Origin of the sequence: Arthrobacter sp. StoSoilB22 (genome assembly GCF_019977315.1) — a bacterium.
Classification (GTDB): Bacteria; Actinomycetota; Actinomycetes; order Actinomycetales; family Micrococcaceae; genus Arthrobacter.
Genome location: NZ_AP024652.1, coordinates 1,721,646 through 1,740,369 on the forward strand (window position 1 = coordinate 1,721,646; position 18,724 = coordinate 1,740,369).

The following is an 18,724-nucleotide window of genomic DNA, read 5'->3' on the forward strand; positions in this document are numbered from 1 at the left end:
CACAGGATTAGCTAGGAGTCACAAAAACCGCAAAAATCATCAAATTTGTATACATCTCTGGCTAAGCGTGGTTCCAGCCGTACTCGTTCTCCGGCCGGCCGGGAGTACCATACCGGGGCGCCCGGGTGACCGTTCCGGCGTCGGCCAAGTACTCCAGATAGCGCCGGGCGGTCACCCGGGACATGCCCAGCGCGTCCATCACTTCGCTCGCGGACACAGGCCGATGTCCCGCGCGCACCAAGTCCTTCACTGCCTCCAAGGTGGACCCGGACAGGCCCTTGGGCAGCGGTAGTTCGGTGGGAGCGCGAAGGCTCGCAAACGCTTGGTCTACGTCGCTCTGCGAGGCTCCTGCTTTGGAAATCCCGGACATGGAGCCTGCCAACTGTTCACGGAACGTCCGGTAGCTGCGGAGTTTGTCGGCGAACGTGGCGTAGGTGAAGGGCTTGATGAGGTACTGCACGACGCCGATGGACACGGCGCTGCGCACGATGTTCAGTTCCCGGACGGCAGTGATGGCGATGATGTCCGCAAAGACTCCCGCGGAACGCATCCGGCGGGCGACGTCCAATCCGTGCAGATCCGGGAGGTTCATGTCCAACAGGACCAAATCCACGGGGGAGCCGGAGGCTGCGAATTCGCCCAGGATGCGCAAGGCCGACTGCCCATCCGGCGCCGTTCCCACCAAGGTGAAGCCGTCCAGGCGGCCAACATAGACAGAGTGGGCGTCCGAGGCAATTGGCTCGTCTTCCACCACCAGGACGCGGATGTCTGTCATGCCTTCTCTTCCTCGGGAACCGGCGCGGGGAGCAGAACATGGAACTGTGCTCCGCCGGGATTGCTGATGGTCATCGTACCGTTGAGTCGGTCCACGGCTTGGCGAACCAACGCCAGGCCAACTCCCCGGCCATGAGCGCCGCGAGGGTTCTCTCCCGGGGACTTCGTGCTGAAACCGTACTGCAGGACGTCATCAATGGAGTCCGGATCGATTCCTCTGCCCGAGTCCCGCACCGAGAATTCCACGGCGGACGGCCCGGCTTGAACGTCCAGCTCCACCTTCCGGGGGAAATCACCGGCAGCGGCAGCGTCAATCGCATTGTCCAGCAGGTTCCCCAAGATGGTCACCAGGTCCTGAATTTCCAGGCCCCGGACGCCGGAACTCCCCGATGTCCGCACCACCAAGTCCACCCCGCGTTCGTGGGCTTCGGCAGCCTTGCCCATCACCAGCGCGCTCATGACGGGTTCGTCCACGGAGGCCACCATGTCATCCGTGAGTTGCTGGCTGAGTTCAAGGTCCTTGGTGGCAAAGTCCAGGGCCTGGGGCGTGCGGCCCAACTCCAGGAGTGAAACGATCATGTGAAGGCGGTTTGCATGCTCATGCGTCTGGGCTCTCAGGGCATCAGAGAGCGTCTTCATGGTTTGCAGTTCGGTGCCCAGGGATTCGATTTCGGTACGGTCGCGGATGGTGGCCACCGTGCCGTAGATGGCGGGTTTCTGTCGGCTGCGCTCAGGCAATGGCCCTACTGCAGGGGCCTGGTTGACCACCAAAATCCGCGAACCCGTGAGATGGATTTCGTCGTGAGCTGGCCTCCCCGACTCGAACAGCGCTCGCAGGCTGCCGTCGAAGGGAAGATCAGCGAGTTTCGGGGCGTCGTCGGGGGACCGGTCGGCGTCTGAAGGTTCCAATCCGAGAAGTTCCGCGGCCTGGTCGTTGTACATCACAGCCTTGCCATGAGTGTCGATCAATATCACGCCTTCGCGAACCGAGTGCAGGACCGATTCGTAATAGGCGAAGAGTTGCGCCAGCTGTTCCGGGCCCCACCCCCGGGTGACGGAGCGCAAGTAGCGGCCCAACAGCCATGAGGCCACCGATCCGAAGAACAGGACCACTAAAGCGATGATGCCAATCACGCCCAATCTCTCAGCGACGTCTGTGTCCACGGTGCGGACCGTCACCCCGGCAGCCACCAGAGCCTTGACGTTGCCTTCGGGATCCAGGACGGGAGCAATGGTTCGGACCGACGGCCCCAACGTTCCTGCGGTCACTTCGGTGAAGGTTTCACCCCGCAAGGCAGGCTCGATGGTCCCAATGTAGGGCTTGCCAAGCTCCTCTGTTCGGGGATGCGTCCAACGGGTCCGATCGGGAGCCATGATGGTGATGAAGTCGGCGTCGGCATGATCCATGACCTCCAACGCGTAGGGCTGCAGGACCGCTGAGGGATCTGCCGTTGAGGCCGCCTCCACCACCAGGGGATTGTCGGCCAGGGAGGCGGCGATGGCGAGCATCCTGCCGCCGGCCTCGTCGTAAGCCCTGTCCCTGGCTTCCACCACCGAGAACGCGCCGAATACAGCCGTCAGCACCAGGACGAACAACAAATTCGCCACGAACAAACGGCGGGCGATGCTCCAGCTGTGAAACACGAGGGCCTCCCATGACCAATATGACCGCAACGGTGATGTGTGTCACCAACGGCTCAATGATGGATATCACACAAGGGCAGCGGATTGGACATCAGTGCAGGACCGCAGCGCCTTACACAGTATCCAAAGGAGAATCCCATGACCTCTCAACGAGGAGAGTCGGCAGTAGCTGCCAAAACTGGACGCAAGGGGCTCGACAAGTCGCATTACTTGTACATCGCGGTCATCCTGGCCGTAGTGCTCGGCGCCGTCGTCGGCCTGGTGTTCCCTGAAGTTGGAAAGTCCCTCAAGCCCCTCGGTGATGGCTTTATCAAGCTCATCAAAATGATGATCGCTCCGGTCATCTTCTGCACCATCGTCCTGGGCATCGGTTCCATCGCCAAGGCGGCCACCGTCGGCAAGGTGGGCGGTCTTGCACTGGGCTACTTCGTGGCGATGTCCACCTTCGCCCTGGCCATCGGCCTGGTCGTCGGAAACCTCATCCACCCCGGTGAGGGACTCAAGCTGACCCCCTACGATCCCACCAAGAAGGCCGACACCAACAGCACGGTGGACTTCCTCCTGGGTATCATCCCCGGTGACATTCCGGTCCTGCCCACCCTGCTTGCGGCGATTCTGGTCGGTTTCGCCCTGCAGAAGATGGGCAAGCAGGGAGCTCCCATCCTCGCCGCCATCGGGCACGGACAGCGCCTCGTCTTCCGTATCCTCATCATGATCATGTGGCTGGCTCCGGTTGGCGCATTCGGTGCCATCGCCGCCGTCGTTGGTGCCACCGGCGCCCAGGCGATCCTCAGCATGTTCACCCTGATGGTGGCCTTCTACATCACCTGCGCACTGTTCATTGTGGTCATTCTCGGAACGCTGCTCCGTGCAGTGGCCGGCGTCAACATCTTCAAGCTCATGAAGTACCTGGGCCGCGAGTACCTCCTGATTTTCTCCACCTCTTCCTCCGAAGCAGCCCTGCCCCGCCTGATCGCCAAGATGGAGCACCTGGGTGTCTCCAAGCCGGTTGTCGGCGTCACGGTGCCCACCGGTTACTCCTTCAACCTTGATGGCACGGCAATCTACCTGACCATGGCCTCCTTGTTCGTTGCCAACGCCATGGGAACTCCTCTTGATCTTGGCGCCCAGGTCTCCCTGCTGGTCTTCATGATCATCGCTTCCAAGGGCGCTGCAGGCGTCACCGGTGCCGGGCTCGCAACCCTGGCCGCTGGCCTCCAGGCACACAAGCCGGAGCTGTTGGGAGGCGTGGGCATGATCGTAGGAATCGACCGCTTCATGTCCGAGGCCCGCGCACTGACCAACTTCACCGGCAATGCAGTTGCCACGGTCCTGATCGGCACCTGGGTGAAGGAAATCGACAACGGCCAGGTAGAGCGTGTCCTCTCCGGCAGCGAACCCTTCGACGAGCAGACCATGATCGCCCACGGCGGCGAAGAAGAGGCAGCTCCCGAAGCTGAGAACCGCGAGAAGGTTACGGTCTAAGCGGACCGCCACCAAACGCGATGCAGTCAGGCGAAGGCCGGCACCCCACCAGGTGCCGGCCTTTGCTGTTTCCCCTGAGCGACCGATGTTGCTCCTCAACCTTCGACCTCAACCAGAGGGTCAAGGCTCAAGAATCGGCCAAAGTCAAGTTCCCCAAATAACCGTGTCGGGCGCTGTAGCCTAAAGGGGTAGCAGCGCTGTCGTCCAGGGGCGCAGCGGCAGGGAAGATCGTCGTCGAAAGAGTGGTTAGATACGTGAGCATCGAACGGGGAACAGCTACGCTGGAAGGCACCGAGCTCGATCTGGAAGACGCCATCTTGGGGCCCACGGGCCGTCCTTATCGCGAATTCCCTGAACCTGCTCCACTGGCCTCCCACGGCCCGGCGAGAGTCATCGCCATGGTCAACCAAAAGGGTGGAGTGGGTAAGACCACCTCCACCATCAACTTGGCCGCAGCGCTCGCCGAGTACGGTCGGCGTGTCCTGCTGGTGGACTTTGATCCCCAAGGCGCTCTTTCCGCCGGCCTCGGGGCCAACCCGCACGAGCTCGATCTCACCGTCTATAACGTCCTGATGGACCGCAAGGTGAACATCCGCGATGCCATCCAGCAGACCGGTGTTGAAGGCGTTGACCTCCTGCCCGCCAACATCGACCTCTCGGCTGCCGAAGTCCAGCTGGTCAACGAGGTTGCCCGTGAGCAAGTCCTGGACCGCGCCCTCAAAAGCGTTGAGGACGATTACGACGTCGTCTTGATCGACTGCCAGCCGTCTCTGGGCCTGTTGACAGTGAATGCGCTGACTGCCGCACACGGCGTCATCATTCCGTTGATTTGCGAGTTCTTCGCCTTGCGCGCCGTGGCGCTCCTGGTGGAGACCATCGAGAAGGTACAGGACCGCCTGAATCCGCGCCTGCAGGTGGATGGCGTCCTGGCAACCATGTACGACGCCCGCACCCTGCACAGCCGCGAAGTCATCTCCCGTTTGGTGGAGGCGTTCGGAGACAAAGTCTTCGAGACCGTCATTAAGCGGTCCATCAAGTTTGCTGATGCCACCGTGGCGGCCGAGCCCATCACCAGCTACGCCGGCAACCACATCGGTGCTGACGCTTATCGCCGCCTTGCCAAAGAACTGATCTCGCGCGGCGGCGCGCCCTAGCGGACGGTGGGACCGTCAATCGCTCATACTGCGGAAGCGGACCTGGCCTCGCCTTCTGCTACGGAAACGCCCGTCCCGGCAGAAACGCCCGACGCCGGCACCTCCGAAGCCCGCAAAGCCGGCTTTGAGGTACGGCTCACTAACTTCACGGGACCCTTTGATTTACTGCTCGGCCTTATTTCCAAGCACAAGCTGGATATCACCGAGGTGGCGTTAGCCACGGTCACTGATGAGTTCATCAAGTACATCAGGCGGCTCCAGGAGCTGGGGGAGGACTGGGCGCTGGATGAAGCCAGCGAGTTCCTGGTGATTGCCGCAACACTGCTCGACTTGAAGGCGGCGCGCCTTCTGCCGGCCGGTGAGGTGGAGGACGCTGAGGACATTGCCCTTCTGGAAGCAAGGGACCTGCTGTTCGCCCGCCTCCTGCAGTACAAGGCATTCAAGCAGATCGCCGGGATCCTGGGAGAGACGCTGGAGCAGGAAGCCCGGAGGTATCCCCGCCAGGTTGCCCTTGAAGGCCATTTCGCCGCGTTGCTCCCGGAACTGGTGTGGCGGCACACCCCGGAGCAATTCGCCGAACTTGCCGCTAAAGCACTCAAACCCAAGGATTCCGCGCCGGCCGAAGTTGGCTTGGAACACCTCCACGCTCCGCCGGTCAGCGTCAAGGAGCAGGCCGAGATCATGGGCTACCGCTTGAAGCTTGGCGCGCCCTTGTCTTTCAAAACCTTGATCGCAGATGCCGAGACCACCTTAGTGGTGGTGGCGCGCTTCCTGGCGTTGCTGGAAATGTTCCGTGACAGGGTGGTGGCCTTCGAGCAGCCCGAGCCGTTGGCTGAGTTGACGGTTCGATGGACAGGCGATGACGCCGGCTGGGACAGTTCCAGCCTGAGCGAGGAGTACGGGCCTGAAGCAGGAACAGGAAGCGGGGATGGCGCCAGTGAATGAGCAGGAAACGGTGCAGGACGGGCTGGCAGAGCTGGAAGCTTTGCCCGGCGGTGCGCGTGCAGCGTTGGAAGCTGTCCTCATGGTGATCGATGAGCCGGCCACTTCGGAGGAGCTGGCCGCCGGGCTCAACGTGACGGTGGCCGTCGTCGAGGATTTGCTGCAGGACCTGCAGCGGGAGTATAGCGGCTATACTGTTAAAGCCCCGGACGTGGATGCTGTCGGCTTTGCCGATGCCAGCACTGCACCCCGGGGTTTTGAATTGCGGAACGTCGCCGGTGGGTGGCGGATTTATTCACGGGCGGAATTCGCCGACGTCGTGGGGAGATTCGTCCTCGAAGGGCAGACCACCAGGCTGACTCAGGCAGCGCTTGAGACACTGGCGGTCATTGCTTACCGGCAACCGGTCTCAAGGGCCCGGGTGTCCGCCATTCGCGGCGTCAACGTAGATTCCGTGGTCCGGACTCTTACCCAGCGGGGTTTGATCGAGGACTCCGGAAACGATCCCGAATCGGGGGCTGTCCTCTACAGGACAACCTCGTACTTCCTGGAACGGATGGGAATCGGCTCGGTGGCTGAACTGCCACAGCTCTCGCCGCACCTTCCTGGCTTGGAAGGCATCGACGAGTACTACGACGCCAGCCGGATGTAGCCACGGCCAACACCGGTACTGCAAGAGAACTTCATACTGATTCACGGCGCCATATCAAGGTGCACAGCGACAAGGGGCAGACGATGTCTGCCCGGCTGGCTAGTGTTGATTTCAACACCTATTGCCGGCCATTACTACACAAGGACGGGTCATGACACAGGCGGGACGCCAGAGTTCACCACGTAACGGTTCGGGACGAAACAGTTCCGGACGCAATGAGGCCAAGGGAGGCGGCACCGGCCGCTCCAACGCCGGCGGCTTCTCAGGCCGCGGCGGCAGCGCCGGCGCTGGAAAGCGCAACTTCTCACAGGGCGAGGGCCGCCCCTTTAAGGCTCCGAAGCCGCGTGAAGCGGCACCTTTCGATCCCGACAACCCCACATCAGCGGGCGATTACGACCGCGGCCAGGCAGCAAGGCCCGCTAAGCCCTTCCGCAAGCCCGGCTCCAACAAGCCCGGCTTTGGCAAGGCACCCGGCACTCCCGGTGCCATCAAGCCCAAGGCAAAGCCGGCACGGCAGTATGGCTCCAAGGCCTTCGGCAGCGAACGCTTCGGCCAGAACCTGGGCCCCATCCGCAAGCCGGCCCGCAACCGCGGCCCGCGCCAGGAAGTGCCCCAGTCCGATCTCCACGATGCTGACGGCGTACGCCTGCAGAAGGTCATGGCGCAGGCAGGCGTGGCCTCACGCCGCGTGTGCGAGGAAATGATCCTCGAAGGCCGCGTCGAGGTTGACGGTGTGGTCACCACCGAACTTGGTATGCGCGTTGATCCTACGGCGGCTGTGATCCACGTTGATGGCATCCGGATCCAGCTCGACGACACCATGGTGTACATGGTCTTCAACAAGCCCAAGGGCGTTGTTTCCACCATGGAGGACCCCGAAGGCCGTCCCTGCATCAGCGACTTCCTCAAGAACAACAAGAACAAGGGCGAACGCCTGTTCCACGTCGGCCGCTTGGACGTCGCCACTGAGGGGCTGCTGCTCCTGACCAACGACGGCGAACTGGCCAACCGATTGACGCACCCTTCGTACGAGGTGCCTAAGACGTACCTGGTCCAGGTGCGTGGCCCCTTCCCGCAAGGCGTGGGCGCAAAGCTGAAGAACGGCGTCGAGCTCGAAGACGGCGTAGCTGCGGTGGACTCGTTCCGTTTGGTTGACTCCACCCCCGGCCACGTCCTCATTGAGGTTGTGCTCCACTCCGGCAAGAACCGTATTGTGCGCCGCATGTTCGACGCCGTCGGCTTCCCGGTGGAGCGACTTGTCCGCGTCAAGGTTGGGCCCATCGGCTTGGGCGACCAGCGCCAGGGCAGCATCCGCAACCTCGGCAGGCAGGAAGTCGGACACCTCCTGGCATCGGTGGGACTCTAAGGCATGTCGGCATTCGGTACGCACGGCCGGGGCCATCTTGATGGCCCGGTCGTCGTTCTCGGGACAGGTTTACTGGGGGCCAGCATCGGTTTGGGCCTGCGCGGACGCGGAGTTCCCGTGTACCTGTTTGATCCCTCGCCCACCAACCAGGCGGTGGCGGTGGACATCGGTGCGGGACGGCCACTGGGGGAGCTGGATGAACAACCCCAACTGGTAGTTGTCGCGGCCCCGCCGGACGTTACCGCCGACGTCGTGCAGAAGGCACTGGCGGATTACGCTTCAGCGGTGGTGGTTGATATTGCCAGCGTCAAGGCCACCATCCAGGCGCAGTTGCGGGAACGCGGCGTTGACCTCGCCCGCTACGTGGGTACCCACCCCATGGCGGGTAGGGAGAAGTCCGGTCCGGTTGCGGCCAGGGGAGAGCTTTTCACGTCCATGCCGTGGGTACTCTGCCCCTCCGAAGAAACGTCGGACGCTGCACTCCAAACCGCACGTTCGCTGGCGGGAGATCTGGGAGCAATTGTTTCCCAATTCACCGCCGACGAGCACGATGAAGCCGTGGCCTTGGTGTCTCACTTGCCGCAGATCATGTCCTCCCTCCTGGCGAGCCGTCTGCAGGGTACGCCGTTGCATGCCCTGTCCTTGGCGGGCAACGGACTCCGGGACACCACCCGCATTGCAGCCAGCGATCCCACCCTCTGGGTGCAGATCCTGGGCGGCAACGCGGAAAAGGTGGTTTCCATCCTGCATGGTGTGCGTGAGGACCTGAACCGTCTGATCGGCACCTTGGAAGAACCCCTCGCCCCCGGCGCGCGGCTGGACCTCGCCCAACTGATCAGTGAGGGCAATGCAGGCCAGGCCCGGATCCCGGGAAAGCACGGCGGACCTCCCCAGGCGTACTCGTGGCTCACCATTCTGGTGGATGATAAACCGGGCCAGATCGCGCACCTCCTCACGGAAATCGGTGAGATCGGTGTGAACCTCGAAGACCTTCGGCTGGACCATTCCTCCGGACAAAACGTGGGCATGGTGGAACTTTCCGTGCTTCCGAGCAAGCATGACCTCCTTGTTGAAGCTTTGACTGACCGTGGATGGCGGGTACTCCAGTAATGACGCGTGAATTCTTTGGCCCGGAGACAGTTGCCCGCCCCGGCAAGCCGCTCGTGATTGCGATCGACGGCCCATCGGGGTCCGGCAAGTCCAGCGTCAGCAAGGAAGTCGCCCGGCGCTTGAAGCTGGCGTACCTCGATACCGGTGCCATGTACCGTGCCCTGACCTGGTTCTGCCTTAAGACCGGCGTTGACCTTCAGGACGGTGCCGCGGTGGAACAGGCTTCCAAGATCATGCCGTTGGAGATCAGTACCACTACCGCCACGGAATATGTGGCGGTTGATGGCACGGACATCACGGACGAGATCCGGGATCCTTTGATCTCCTCGTCGGTCAGTGCTGTGGCCACCACGCTTGGTGCCCGCACCGAGCTGATCCGTCGCCAGCGTGATCTGATCGACCAGCACCACCGCCGCATGGTAGTGGAAGGACGCGACATCACCACCGTCGTCGTCCCTAACGCTGAGGTTCGCATGCTCTTGACCGCCAGTGAGGAAGCCAGGCTGCGGCGTCGTGGGATCCAGTTGGGCGGCACGCAAACCAAGGAGCAGCTCAAAGCCCAGGTGATCCAGCGTGACGCCAAGGACTCAACGGTGGTGAACTTCACCCAAGCCGCCGACGGAGTGGTGACGCTCGATTCCTCCGATCTGAACTTTGAGGAAACGGTGGAGACCGCGCTGGCGATCGTGAGCAAGGTTATTTATGGCGACTGAGACTCAGCTGCCCTCCGCCGGGAGCAAGTTGTGGAGCCGACCCGTTGGCTGGCTCCTGGACCACGTCATTTATCGGACCATCGTGGCGGGCAAAAGCAACGTCCCTGCGGCCGGACCGGTGGTATTCGCCGCGAACCACATCAGCTTCCTGGACGGGCCGGTGATGTTCGGCGCGTCGCCGCGTCCTATGCACATCCTGGTTAAGAAAGAGATGTTCAAGGGCTTCCTGGGCAAGGTTTTGCGAGGATCCGGACAGATCCCCGTGGACCGGGCCGGCGACCGCACCGCCCTGCATGTCGGCAAGAAACTGCTCGACGCCGGTCGTTGCGTAGGGATTCTTCCCGAAGGAACCCGGGGGAGCGGCTCGGCCGAAAACATCAGCAACGGAGTTGCGTGGCTCGCCCTCACCACGGGAGCCACTGTTATACCGGTTGCCATCCTCGGAACCCGTCAGGATGATGAGCATCGCGACCATATCCCCAAACCACGCCGTAAGCTCCATGTGAGCTTCGGCGAACCCATCACGGTGAAGCGCCGGAAGGGCGAACCGGGGCGTGTTTCAATGGACAGGGCGGCTACGGAGATCCGTGAAGCCCTGGCCGGTCACGTCCAGGACGCCATCCGGGCCACAGGCCAGGGCCTTCCCCTGGAACCTGCGCCCGGAAAACCCACTTCGCAGCACCGCCACTCAGCAGTAGCCGGGACGCCGGCAGACCACCACTAAGGAAAGTGCAATGAGCGATACGACTCAAAAATCCGGCCTCCACGGAGCCGGCGACGACGAATACACGCCCACCGGCACCGACCAGGTGGCGGAAAACCTGGCGGCCCTGGACGACGACGAGGCAGAGCTCCGCGCGGCCACCCTCCGGGCAGGCCTGGAGGACTACGAACTCGACGAAGAAGACGCCGCTCTGCTCAGCGGTGAATACGGCGATGAGGGCGACGAAGGTCCCCTCAAGCTGGACCCGGTCCTGGCCATCATCGGACGCCCGAACGTGGGCAAGTCCACCTTGGTTAACCGCATCCTTGGCCGCCGCGAAGCCGTTGTTGAGGACACCCCGGGTGTAACCCGCGACCGCGTCATGTACTCGGCCCGTTGGAACGGCCGCAACTTCACCCTGGTGGACACCGGCGGTTGGGAGCACGACGCCAGGGGCATCCACGCCCGCGTAGCTGAACAGGCCGAAATGGCCGTGGAGCTTGCCGACGCTGTACTGTTCGTCGTGGACTCCGCCGTTGGCGCTACGGCCACGGACGAGGGCGTCATGAAGATGCTCCGCAAGAGCAAGAAGCCGGTCATCATGGTGGCCAACAAGGTGGACGACTTCGCCCAGGAAGCGGATTCTGCTGCACTGTGGGGATTGGGCTTTGGCCAGCCGTACCCGGTGTCGGCCCTGCACGGACGCGGGGTCGCAGACCTCCTGGACCACGTCATGGACACCCTTCCCGAGTTCTCCCTGGTGGACGGTGTGGAGCGTTCAGGCGGTCCTCGCCGCATCGCCCTGATTGGTCGCCCGAACGTGGGTAAGTCCTCCCTGCTCAATAAGCTCGCGGGCTCCGAGCGCGTCGTGGTGGATCCGCTGGCCGGTACTACGCGTGACCCGGTTGACGAGTTCATCGAACTTGGCGACCGCACGTGGCGCTTCGTAGACACCGCGGGTATCCGCCGCCGCCAGCACATGGCACAGGGCGCAGATTTCTACGCCTCCCTGCGCACGCAGGCCGCGCTCGAGAAGGCGGAGGTCGCCGTCGTGCTTCTTGCCGTCGATGAGGTCCTCAGCGAGCAGGATGTCCGCATCCTGCAGTTGGCCATCGAGTCCGGCCGTGCCCTGGTTCTGGCCTTCAATAAGTGGGACCTGCTGGACGATGAACGCCGTCGTTACCTCGAACGCGAAATCGAGCAGGACCTTGCCCACGTTGAATGGGCTCCCCGCGTGAACATTTCGGCCAAGACCGGCTGGCACAAGGACCGCCTGGTCCCTGCGCTGGATATCGCACTGGAGAGCTGGGACCGCCGCATTCCCACTGGACGCCTGAACGCGTTCCTGGGCGAGCTCGTGGCAGCGCACCCGCACCCGGTCCGTGGCGGCAAGCAGCCGCGCATCCTCTTTGGCACCCAGGCATCCAGCCGCCCGCCGAAGTTCGTGCTGTTCACCACCGGCTTCCTGGACCCCGGATACCGTCGCTTCATCACCCGCCGCCTCCGCGAAACGTTCGGCTTTGAGGGCACGCCCATCGAGGTCAACATGCGCGTGCGCGAAAAGCGTGGCAAGAAGCGCTAAATGAGACGGGCATCACAGCCCACTTTGGCTGTGATGGCGTCTCCGACCTCCAACTTCGTGTAAGCTTTTGGAGGTGGTTCGGCCGGACTGCTTAGGTGAGACTCTTCGGAGGAAAACTTAGGCGGAGAACGGTGGAACCAGCGGGCTGTAGCGCAGCTTGGTAGCGCACTTGACTGGGGGTCAAGGGGTCGCAGGTTCAAATCCTGTCAGCCCGACCATAAAGGCCGGAATCACGTGGAAACACGATGATTCCGGCCTTTGGTCGTTAATGGGGGAGTTGGGCTAGACCGCCTGCAATGCGCCCAGTGCCCGCACCAGGGGCTCAAGTTCGGGCACGGTGGCGGCGGCCTCAAGAGCGGAGGCCAGGGTCTGGTCATGCACGGGCTTTGCTGCTTCCAGGAGCTTCTGGCCGGGAAGTGTCAGCTCGGTATAGATGCCGCGGCGGTCGTCCGCACACAGGATGCGGGTGAGCAGGCCGCGGTCCTCAAGCCGGTTGACCAAGCGGGTGGTGGCGCTGCTGGAGAGCGCTGTGGCCCGGGCCAGTTGCTGCATCCGCATGTGCCAGCCGTCCTGGCGGCTGAGCGCGTCCAGCACTGTGTACTCCACTACCGACAGGTCGCTCGACGCCTGGAGGGCCTTCTCGAGCTCCGTTTCGATGCTCCCGTGCAGGGCCGCAAGGGTGCGCCACCCCTGTGCCCGTACTTCGACGGCGTCATCCTTGATGCCCATGTGTCCTGTGCTCCTGACTCGATGTCCTGTGAATCGCGACGCATGGCAAAGTAGTTGCTTGCGCAAGTACCTAGCGTGTGCAACTATATATGAAGCGTCTGCAACTATTATTCTACGGTTCCCGTCGACGCACTTCCACTTTTGGCCGGAACCGATCATTTAAGGAGCTCCACATGCCCGCAGGGTTGATTGCCCTTGCCCTCGGCGGATTCGGCATCGGACTGACCGAATTCGTGATCATGGGCCTCTTGCCGGAAGTTGCTGCCGACTTCCAGGTCAGCGAGGCTTCGGCCGGCTGGTTCATCTCCGGCTATGCCCTCAGCGTCACAGTTGGTGCGCTTCTGGTGACGGCTGCTGTGACCAGGCTGCCGCGCAAGCCGGTTCTCATTGGCTTGCTCGTCTTGTTCATCGCCGGCAACTTCTTCTCCGCCGTTGCTGAGAGCTACGCGGCCATGATGATTGGCCGTGTGGTCGCTGCGCTGTGCCACGGCGCGTTCTTCGGTATCGGTTCGGTGGTAGCAGCGAGCCTGGTACCGTCCCACAAGAAGGCCGGAGCCATCGCCATCATGTTCACGGGCCTTACCGCGGCCAACGTCCTCGGCGTTCCCTTCGGTACGCTGCTTGGTCAGAACTTCGGCTGGCGCTCAACTTTCTGGGCGATCACCGCCATCGGAGTTGTAGCCCTGCTCGGCATCGCGCTGATGGTTCCCAAAGCCACCACGGAACCCACCAAGGGGCTCCGCAGCGAGTTGGGCGCCTTCAGGTCAGGACAAGTATGGCTCTCCATCATCGTGACCATCCTTGGATTTGGCGGCATGTTCGGGGCGTTCACCTACATTGCCTTCACTCTTACCGAGGTGTCCGGCTTCGAATCGGGGGCCGTGCCGTGGCTCCTGGTGCTCTTTGGTGGCGGTCTGTTCGTTGGCAACTTCCTGGGCGGCAAGGCCGCGGACAAAGCGTTGGACAAGTCGCTGATCGTGATCCTTTCCGGACTTGTGGCGGTGTTGATCTTCTTCGCCCTCACCGCTTCGAGCAGCATCGCAACACTGGTCTCACTGGCGCTCATGGGTGGATTCGGCTTTGCTACCGTTCCGGGTCTCCAGATGCGCGTGATGCACTTCGCCTCCACGGCACCCACGCTGGCATCGGGTGCAAATATCGGAGCCTTCAACCTGGGGAACGCGCTCGGAGCATGGCTCGGTGGCGTAACCATTACCGCGGGTCTCGGCTACACATCGCCCATCTGGGCCGGCGCCGGCATTACCGTTGCCGCCCTGCTGGTCATGCTGTCCGCGGCTGCAGCAGCGAAACGCGGGGGAGCGGCCGCACCTGCTGTAGCTGCCGACGTCGAACGCGAACCGCATGAGGCCACCGTCGCCTGACGCCGGGGTTTGGTTTCGGGCTCCAAGGCCCGGCCGGGAAACAAGGAAGCCCGCCACGGACAATCCGTGGCGGGCTTCAATGCGTCTCAAGCGGTGTGAGGCGTGGTGACCTGGATTATTTTTACGCCCCAATTACGCTTTTTCCGAGCTGGTACTTGTACTTGCTCGGTCATGGGTCAATCATGGCAGAGACCCCCAATAGGTACAGGGGAAATGTGCCTATACTTTCAGCGGTGGCCATCAGCACAGGCCGCCGTCGAGGTTCGTAAATGTCCCGATGAAAGGCCACCAGTGAGCAATATTCCGGAAGAACTTTCCTACACCGCAGAACACGAATGGGTGACCGCTCCAGATGCCGACGGCGTTGTGCGCATCGGCATCACCGATTTCGCGCAGGACGCATTGGGCGACGTCGTCTACGCCCAGATGCCCGAGCCTGGCACGAAAATCACCGGCAATGAGGTTGTTGGCGAGGTGGAGTCCACCAAAAGCGTCAGTGACATCTACGCTCCGGTGACCGGCGAAGTCACCAATCGAAATGACGCCCTGGACACTGATCCGGCGTTGATTAACTCCGACCCGTACGGCGAGGGATGGCTCATTGAAGTAAAGCTCGCAGAAGCTGATGCAGTGGATTCCCTGCTCAGTGCATCGGAGTACGAACAACAGGTAGGCTAAAGTTATCTGGCCCGTCAGGCTGCTTTCCATAAACCGGAAAGCGGGACGGCGGGCCAGCAACCGATTTGCCCGGCGGTACCGGGAGGCGGAAGTGCCGGCAGGGTTTGGAACTGCCGGCGGATGAGGAGGAAATTCCATGGTTGGCGGCGAACAGAATGAAGCCAATGTCGGGAACGGCGCGGAGGAACAGCCGTCGTCGGAGACCACCTCGATCAGCATTACGCCTACGTGGGACGAGCCGAGCATTGCGCCCAAGTTGGCACCTGAAGAGCGTGCGTCCGTAGACGCGCTTCCGCCGAACTCAGCCCTGCTCATAGCGCACAGCGGCCCCAATGCCGGTGCTCGTTTCCTGTTGGATGCGGACACCACCACGGCGGGACGCCATCCGGATGCTGACATCTTCCTGGACGACGTCACGGTATCGCGCAAGCACGTTCAGTTCATTAGGTCTGAGTCCGGTTTCGAGCTGGTGGATATGGGAAGCCTGAACGGTACATACGTCAATCACGACCGCGTGGACCGCGTGCAGCTGAAGACCGGCAGCGAGGTACAGATCGGCAAGTTCCGGTTGACCTACTACCTGAGCCCTGTTCGCGCAGCAGGCCAAGTCTGACGGGGTATCTGCCTGTGGCTATGGCCCAGCAGGACCGTCGCGGACCGCAGGTCCTGAATATCGGGGAAGTCCTTGCCCAGCTGAGTGAAGACTTTCCCGGTATGACGGCGTCCAAGATCCGGTTCCTTGAGGAAAAGGGACTCATCAATCCCAAGAGGACTCCTGCCGGCTACCGTCAGTATGCAGACAGCGATGTTGAGAGACTCCGCTTCGTCCTGGCCCTTCAGCGTGATCAGTATCTGCCGCTGAAGGTCATCAAGGACTATCTCGACGCAATCGATCGCGGCGAGAGGCCGGAGAATCTCCCTCCCGGTGTCACAGTGTCGCCCCGGGTGGTCTCTGCGGAAATGGCAGCGGAAGTGCAGGGGCGCGCCCGTGCCCTCACTGAAGAGCAGCTGCGTGCCGAGTCGGGTGCAAGCGTGCCGATGCTCGAATCATTGCTGAGCTTCGGGTTGATCAGTCACGTGGGTGGCAAGTTTGACGAACACGCCCTCCAGGTGGCGCGAGCCTGTGTGCAATTGGAAGGCCACGGACTGGAGCCCCGGCACCTCAGGCCCTTCCAAGCTGCCGCTGAGCGGGAGTTCGGCCTGGTGGAGAGGGCTGTTGCCCCCTTGACCTCTCGACGGGATGCTGCGTCCCAGGCCCGGGCAGCTGAGGCTGCCCGGGAGATCAGTGATCTTTGCCTGACCCTGCACAGGGCCTTGGTGCACGACCGTATCTCACGGATGGACAGCTGATGATCGAAGTCGAAATCGTCGGGGTCCGGATCGAGCTGCCTTCCAATCAGCCGTTGGTGCTGCTTCGGGAGATCAACGGAGAACGCCACGTTCCCATCTGGATTGGAACTCCTGAAGCCAGCGCCATCGCCCTGGCGCAGCAGGGCGTTGTCCCGCCCCGGCCCATGACCCACGATCTCCTGGTGGACGTTGTGGAGTCCTTGGGGCACTCCATCATCAGCGTGAACATTGTGGCCGTGGAGGACAACATCTTCTATGGGCAACTGCAGTTCGACGACGGCACGGTGGTCAGTTCGCGCGCTTCTGACGCGTTGGCCTTGGCGCTGCGTGCCAAGTGCCGCATCTGGTGCGCAGATGCTGTGATGGAGGAAGCCGGCGTTCGTATCACTGAACACGATGAAGGCGAGGATTCGGAGCCGGATCCCGCGGTGGACGAAGAGCGCGAAATGCGCCGGTTCCGGGAGTTCCTGGACGACGTTGAACCGGAAGATTTCGAAGGCTGATCCACCCTAAGCCTAAAGTTGAGGGTGAAACTTTCGACACGACCGGATTTTGAGGCGAAGGTCTTTGACCTCGGCGCTCCACAGGCCTAACGTCGAAGTTATCAAGTTCCCGTTGCATACACTGCCTGCGCAAGTCACACTGGAAGGTGCGGACTTGCGGGAATTACACTGCTGCATTTCGCCGTTGTAACAGGTATGCACCGTCCCCAAGGGAACTGAGAACAAGGAGGTCACGTGAGTCCGAAAGGCGAAGCAGGCGAGCTGAAGCAGTCCTCTGCCGGCATTGCTGCGCCCGCATCCGGCGCCCAGGGTCTGCTCTTCACCGAGGACCTTCCTGTGCTGGACGAGGACGCGGGCTATCGCGGTCCCACTGCCTGCAAAGCGGCAGGCATCACCTACCGTCAATTGGACTACTGGGCGCGTACGGGCTTGGTTGAGCCCGCTGTCCGCGGTGCTGCCGGCTCCGGTTCGCAGCGGCTCTACGGCTTCCGCGACATCCTGGTGCTCAAGGTGGTCAAGCGCCTCCTTGATACCGGCGTGTCACTCCAACAGATCCGCACCGCGGTCGAACACCTCCGCGAGCGGGGCGTTGAGGACCTCGCGCAAATAACGCTGATGAGCGACGGTGCCAGCGTGTACGAATGTACATCTGCTGATGAGGTCATCGACCTCGTCCAGGGCGGACAAGGCGTCTTCGGCATAGCGGTGGGACGTGTATGGCGGGAAGTAGAAGGAAGCCTGGCCGCGTTGCCCAGTGAGCACGCTGGTGAGCAGTCCTTTCCCGACGACGAACTGGGCAAGCGTCGCGTCGCGCGGCGCATCAGCTAACAGCTTGCCCGGGAATCAGAATTAGCGATCGAAGGCCTCGTCCCTGCAGGGACGAGGCCTTTTCGATGCTTAAACGTGCTTGGTGGCGGCGCCTCATGGTGGCGGCAAACGCTGCCGGCTAGCGCTGGCGACGGTCCCGCACTGCGGATTGATCGGCCAGGAGGTTTTCGAGCAAGCCATCGAAGAGCTTGGCTGCGTTCTTTGCCGAGTCCCCGGGCCAGTGATGAACGGAGTGCGCTGCACCCTGGATCTGCTGCCAGTTGGCTTGTTCCGGAATGTGGGGTGTCAGCAGCAGTTCGCCGAACATGGATTCCATTTCAGCCAAGCGGAAGGTGTGCTCCACGGAGCCGGTCCGAACCCGGTTCGCCACAATCCCTGCCGGGGCCAGGTTGGGAGCGAACTCCTGCCGGAAGAGCTGAATGGCGCGCATGGTACGCTCCGTGCCGGCAACTGAAAAAAGCCCAGGCTCGGCCACGAGGACTACCCGGTCGCTGGCGCTCCACGCCATGCGGGTCAGTCCGTTAAGGGAGGGCGGGCAGTCAATCAGGACGAGCTCGTAGTTGCTGGCACCTGCCAGCACCGCGGAAAGCCTGCGGAGATCGCGCCTGCCCAAATCCGGGCGGTCGTAGATACCTGTGAAGGCCGAACCGACTGCGACGTCCAAGGTGCCGTTGCTTGAGCCGTTGGAAACCCAGCTGCTACCGGCCACATTGCCCGGCAAGTTGGCTTTCCGGGGGCTTTTCAGCATCCGGCCAATGTCCAATTGTCCGCCTGGCTGAACGCCAAGTGCGGTGGTGGCATCGGCGTGCGGATCGAGATCCACCACCAATGTGGATATTCCTGCTGCGAGGGCCGCGGACGCCAGACCGGTGGTTACGGACGTCTTTCCCACTCCACCCTTGAGGCTGCTGATGCTGACTACTTGCACTTGAAAACCCAAAACCTAACGCCGGTTGCCGTATCGCGCTGATTCGCTCCGGAAGCGCCGGAGCCGGGGCTTGCCGAAGCCCCCTCAACATCATATGGTGCATCGCGTCTGATTCCCGCTTTCTACGCGCCCGACCGCCCAGGGATCAGGTTCGCCACTAGCACGCCGTCGGATCGCGCGCACGCATATACAGCCCACATG

General features: G+C 62.3%; 19 protein-coding genes and 1 tRNA gene. 16 read left to right on the forward strand and 4 right to left on the reverse strand.

Going from position 1 to position 18,724, the window contains the following annotated elements; translation table 11 throughout:
* Positions 1-61: 61 nt before the first annotated feature.
* Positions 62-775 carry a response regulator gene (locus tag LDN70_RS08140; protein WP_223942267.1) on the reverse strand — a complete coding sequence of 238 codons (714 nt, stop codon included), beginning with the start codon at positions 773-775 and terminating at the stop codon, positions 62-64.
* Positions 772-2,418: a sensor histidine kinase gene (locus LDN70_RS08145; protein WP_142939563.1), complete on the reverse strand. Its 1,647-nt coding sequence runs from the start codon at positions 2,416-2,418 to the stop codon at positions 772-774. The genes LDN70_RS08140 and LDN70_RS08145 overlap by 4 nt, the downstream gene beginning before the upstream one ends.
* A gap of 138 nt (positions 2,419-2,556) precedes the next feature.
* Between LDN70_RS08145 and LDN70_RS08150 the strand changes: the two genes are divergently transcribed.
* From LDN70_RS08150 to LDN70_RS08195, 10 genes are all read left to right on the forward strand, one after another.
* Positions 2,557-3,903: a cation:dicarboxylate symporter family transporter gene (locus LDN70_RS08150; RefSeq protein WP_142939562.1), complete on the forward strand. Its 1,347-nt coding sequence runs from the start codon at positions 2,557-2,559 to the stop codon at positions 3,901-3,903.
* Positions 3,904-4,157: 254 nt separating this feature from the next.
* The gene (locus tag LDN70_RS08155) at positions 4,158-5,057 is read left to right on the forward strand and encodes a ParA family protein (RefSeq protein ID WP_223942268.1); all 900 of its coding nucleotides are present in this window, start codon (positions 4,158-4,160) and stop codon (positions 5,055-5,057) included.
* A gap of 6 nt (positions 5,058-5,063) precedes the next feature.
* Positions 5,064-6,002 carry a segregation and condensation protein A gene (locus LDN70_RS08160; protein WP_166842723.1) on the forward strand — a complete coding sequence of 313 codons (939 nt, stop codon included), beginning with the start codon at positions 5,064-5,066 and terminating at the stop codon, positions 6,000-6,002.
* Entirely contained in the window at positions 5,986-6,651 is a 666-nt protein-coding gene (scpB, locus tag LDN70_RS08165) for an SMC-Scp complex subunit ScpB (protein WP_223942269.1), read from the forward strand. Before LDN70_RS08160 ends, scpB begins: the two co-directional genes overlap by 17 nt.
* A 151-nt stretch (positions 6,652-6,802) precedes the next feature.
* Positions 6,803-8,017 carry a pseudouridine synthase gene (locus LDN70_RS08170; RefSeq protein ID WP_223942270.1) on the forward strand — a complete coding sequence of 405 codons (1,215 nt, stop codon included), beginning with the start codon at positions 6,803-6,805 and terminating at the stop codon, positions 8,015-8,017.
* A 3-nt stretch (positions 8,018-8,020) separates the two neighbouring features.
* Positions 8,021-9,127, forward strand: coding sequence for a prephenate dehydrogenase (locus LDN70_RS08175; protein WP_166842725.1), 1,107 nt, complete (start codon positions 8,021-8,023; stop codon positions 9,125-9,127).
* Complete coding sequence (gene cmk, locus LDN70_RS08180) at positions 9,127-9,840, forward strand: (d)CMP kinase (protein ID WP_223942271.1); 714 nt, start codon at positions 9,127-9,129, stop codon at positions 9,838-9,840. The genes LDN70_RS08175 and cmk overlap by 1 nt, the downstream gene beginning before the upstream one ends.
* On the forward strand, positions 9,830-10,564 hold the full coding sequence (locus tag LDN70_RS08185) for a lysophospholipid acyltransferase family protein (RefSeq protein WP_223942272.1): 735 nt from the start codon (positions 9,830-9,832) through the stop codon (positions 10,562-10,564). Before cmk ends, LDN70_RS08185 begins: the two co-directional genes overlap by 11 nt.
* A gap of 10 nt (positions 10,565-10,574) precedes the next feature.
* Positions 10,575-12,125: a ribosome biogenesis GTPase Der gene (gene der / locus LDN70_RS08190; RefSeq protein WP_223942273.1), complete on the forward strand. Its 1,551-nt coding sequence runs from the start codon at positions 10,575-10,577 to the stop codon at positions 12,123-12,125.
* Positions 12,126-12,266: 141 nt separating this feature from the next.
* A tRNA-Pro gene (locus LDN70_RS08195) sits at positions 12,267-12,343 on the forward strand.
* Positions 12,344-12,407: 64 nt separating this feature from the next.
* On the opposite strand, the gene LDN70_RS08200 is transcribed toward LDN70_RS08195, so the two are convergent.
* Positions 12,408-12,854, reverse strand: a complete 447-nt coding sequence (locus tag LDN70_RS08200; protein WP_166842727.1) for a MarR family winged helix-turn-helix transcriptional regulator — start codon at positions 12,852-12,854, stop codon at positions 12,408-12,410.
* A gap of 173 nt (positions 12,855-13,027) precedes the next feature.
* On the opposite strand from LDN70_RS08200, the gene LDN70_RS08205 reads away from it, so the two are divergent.
* The 6 genes from LDN70_RS08205 (at position 13,028) to LDN70_RS08230 (ending at position 17,595) form a co-directional block, all read left to right on the forward strand.
* The gene (locus LDN70_RS08205; RefSeq protein WP_223942274.1) at positions 13,028-14,236 is read left to right on the forward strand and encodes an MFS transporter; all 1,209 of its coding nucleotides are present in this window, start codon (positions 13,028-13,030) and stop codon (positions 14,234-14,236) included.
* A 291-nt stretch (positions 14,237-14,527) separates the two neighbouring features.
* Entirely contained in the window at positions 14,528-14,914 is a 387-nt protein-coding gene (gene gcvH / locus LDN70_RS08210; RefSeq protein WP_011774387.1) for a glycine cleavage system protein GcvH, read from the forward strand.
* A gap of 136 nt (positions 14,915-15,050) precedes the next feature.
* Entirely contained in the window at positions 15,051-15,527 is a 477-nt protein-coding gene (locus LDN70_RS08215) for an FHA domain-containing protein (protein ID WP_142939555.1), read from the forward strand.
* Between the two features lie 20 nt (positions 15,528-15,547).
* Entirely contained in the window at positions 15,548-16,264 is a 717-nt protein-coding gene (ftsR, locus tag LDN70_RS08220) for a transcriptional regulator FtsR (RefSeq protein WP_223942275.1), read from the forward strand.
* Positions 16,264-16,767, forward strand: coding sequence for a bifunctional nuclease family protein (locus tag LDN70_RS08225; RefSeq protein WP_017200817.1), 504 nt, complete (start codon positions 16,264-16,266; stop codon positions 16,765-16,767). The genes ftsR and LDN70_RS08225 overlap by 1 nt, the downstream gene beginning before the upstream one ends.
* Before the next feature lie 234 nt (positions 16,768-17,001).
* Positions 17,002-17,595 carry a MerR family transcriptional regulator gene (locus LDN70_RS08230; protein WP_142939553.1) on the forward strand — a complete coding sequence of 198 codons (594 nt, stop codon included), beginning with the start codon at positions 17,002-17,004 and terminating at the stop codon, positions 17,593-17,595.
* A gap of 118 nt (positions 17,596-17,713) precedes the next feature.
* Here the strand turns inward: LDN70_RS08230 and LDN70_RS08235 are convergent, their stop codons facing one another.
* Positions 17,714-18,523 (reverse strand): ParA family protein, encoded by an 810-nt coding sequence (locus LDN70_RS08235; RefSeq protein ID WP_223942276.1) that lies wholly within the window; start codon positions 18,521-18,523, stop codon positions 17,714-17,716.
* Positions 18,524-18,724 lie beyond the last annotated feature (201 nt).